Below are 2,588 nucleotides of genomic sequence, written 5' to 3'. Positions count from 1 at the left end.
GTAAGCGCGATTTTCCCCGCACGTTGACGCCGGCGGGTTTGATGGATTGCCCTAGTATCGGGCGATACCGGGCCGTTCAGGCAGTGGCGGCTTTGTGGAAGTTGAAGGGCAGCAGGTCGGTAATATCGGCATCGCCGGCGCGCTGAGGCAATTCAGTGAGGACGTGGCGCAACCACGCTAACGGCTCGACACGTGAGGCGCGGCAGGTCAGCATCAGGCTGTAGACGACGGCACTGGCCTTGGCTCCGTCCACGGTATCGCTGAACAACCAACTTTTCCTGCCAGTTGCAAAAACCCTGATGTCGCGCTCCAGAAGATTGTTGTCGATCGGCATGCTGCCGTCCCCGGTGTAGCGCGTCAGATATTCCCATTGGTTTCGGGTGTAGGATACGGCGTCGCCGAGCTTGCTGTCAGGCAAGACCTTCGGGGCCATGTCATCGAGCCATACCTTGAGAGCATTGAGGATGGGGACACTATGTTGCTGGCGGAAGCGGCGAATGCAGTCGGCCTGTGTTTCACCCTTCTCCGGTATTCCGTCCCGCGCCTGCCTTTCAACCCGGTAGAGCTGGTCGAAGAACCGCAGCGCCTGCTCGGGCGGACCGCCGCCCTTCTTCCTTGCCCTGAGGGCATCGACAAAGCGCCGCCGGGAGTGGGCCATGCAGCCGATGTGGGTGGCCCGTTCCAGGGTGCGCCATGCGGTATAGCCGTCACTCATCACAATGCCGCGGTAATCGCCGAGGAAGGCCTGCGGGTGGATTTGGCCGCGGCCCGGCTGATAATCCAGAAGAACGATGGGCTCGTGACTGCCCTTGCCGCTGCGATAAGCCCACATATACGATGTGCTGGTGGCCTTTTTGTCCTTCTCCTTGAGGACCTGAACCGTCGTCTCGTCGCCATGGATAAGAGGCTGCGATCTGAGCCGTAGCTTCAGGGCGTCATAGATGCGGGAGAGATGTTTCTCGCTCGAGCCGATCACCCAGCGACCCAAAGCGCCGCGGCTGACCGGAACGCCGGCGCGTTCGAAGGCCTGCGCCAGGCGGTAGAGCGGCGTGCCATCGACATATTTATGAACCAGCGCGAACGCCAGCGTTGAGGCCGTGGCAACGCTGCCCGGCAGCGGCTGCGTCGGCATCGGCGCGGTCACGACAGGGGCGTTGATCCCGGTGCGATCGCAATGGCGGCACGCATATTTGAAGCGTACGTTCTGTAAAACCTTCGCCTTCACCTCGATATGAAGTTGCTCGGTGACAGCCTCGCCCATGCGATGCATCTGGCCACGGCAGCAAGGACACGCCTTCTGATCGTCGGGCAGGTCATACTCGACGCGCTCACGCGGCAGGTTCGCCGGCAGCGGCCTGCGGCCGCGCTTCTTTCCCGTTGTGTTTTTGACGGGTGGCAAGCCCGTGTCCGGAAGTTCGGCGATATTGTTCGTTTCACTGCTGGCGTCATCCTCATCGGAGGCCTGCTCGGCTTCATTGAAGAGACGATCAACATGCTTCTCGCTGCGCGGCGCAAAACGATGCAGGCGTGCCAGCGCCAGTTCTTCCTCGAGCTTGGCGACGCGGTCCGCGAGTTGATGGTTCTCCGCCTGCAGCGCAGCAATGCGTGCCAACAGCACTTCAACACTCGGATCGCCGGTTCGATTCATCGGATTCTTGAATCTGAACCGTACCGACGCGTCAACCGCTCAACTCGAGAGCTCAGCCGGCAACCTGATATTGCCGCACCGGATGGCGGACCATCGCATCGATATCGATGCCGTCAAGGATCCAATGCAATTGCTCGGTCGTCAGCGTGACGATCGCCTCCTGGCGGCGCGGCCATCGGAACCTGTCCTCGGTCAGCCGCTTCAGGACCAGTACAAAACCGGACCGATCGAAGAACAGAAGCTTCATCCGGTCGCAACGGCGATTGCAGAACGCAAAAACCGCCGGAGTGAATGGATCGAGCGCCATCGTCTCCTGGACCAGGACCGCAAGGCTGTTGATGCCAGCCCGGAAGTCGATCGGCTCACGGTGCAGATAGACCTGCAGGTCACCGCCCAGTCTAAACATCGCCCAGCGCTCCGATGATCGCCGTCAATGCATCCACATCGCCGCATTCCAGCGCGAGCTTCACGCCGTTCGGCAGCGACACGCTCACTTTGGCCGGAGAACAAAAAGCTGGAGTTCCTTTGGGTTCCGAACCACGTACTTCATCGCAAGCCGGCAAATCAACCGTCGCCCCGCTGTCTTTTCGTGACAGGTCCCGCTCCGCCTTCCCCTCAAGCTGAACCGGGATGAACGCCGGGCGTGAGGACGGCGGCAGCGACCTGGTCGCACTGTGCTTCTTGATCCACTTCCGAAGGAGGTTCGCGTTCACCCCATGTTCAAGTGCAAGCCTCGATACCGAAACCCCAGGCTCAAGGCAGGCCGTGACAAGACGCTCTTTCGATGCCGCCTCGTAGCGCCGGCGACCGTTCCGGCCGACAAGCCTGACCCGCAGTTTCTGATTATCGTCGCTCATCACAAGGTGTCCACCTATTTTGGTGGACACCTCATGCATCAGGGCACTCAAAAGCAAAAGGTGCGGAGAAATTCGCGCTTACG

General features: G+C 60.7%; 3 protein-coding genes. All 3 read right to left on the bottom strand.

All coding sequences use genetic code 11. From position 1 onward, the window contains the following. Positions 1–76: 76 nt before the first annotated feature. The 3 genes from IVA91_RS34910 to IVA91_RS34900 are packed head-to-tail and all read right to left on the bottom strand — an operon-like array spanning position 77 to position 2,505. Positions 77–1,648, bottom strand: a complete 1,572-nt coding sequence (locus IVA91_RS34910; protein ID WP_247460693.1) for an IS66 family transposase — start codon at positions 1,646–1,648, stop codon at positions 77–79. 52 nt (positions 1,649–1,700) lie between these two features. After that, positions 1,701–2,054 (bottom strand): IS66 family insertion sequence element accessory protein TnpB, encoded by a 354-nt coding sequence (gene tnpB / locus IVA91_RS34905; protein ID WP_027515864.1) that lies wholly within the window; start codon positions 2,052–2,054, stop codon positions 1,701–1,703. After that, positions 2,047–2,505 carry a transposase gene (locus IVA91_RS34900; protein WP_247460692.1) on the bottom strand — a complete coding sequence of 153 codons (459 nt, stop codon included), beginning with the start codon at positions 2,503–2,505 and terminating at the stop codon, positions 2,047–2,049. The genes tnpB and IVA91_RS34900 overlap by 8 nt, the downstream gene beginning before the upstream one ends. Positions 2,506–2,588: the final 83 nt, after the last annotated feature.

Source organism: Bradyrhizobium sp. 153 (assembly GCF_023073835.1).
Taxonomy (GTDB): Bacteria; Pseudomonadota; Alphaproteobacteria; order Rhizobiales; family Xanthobacteraceae; genus Bradyrhizobium.
This window is presented reverse-complemented; position numbering and strand designations above follow the sequence as displayed.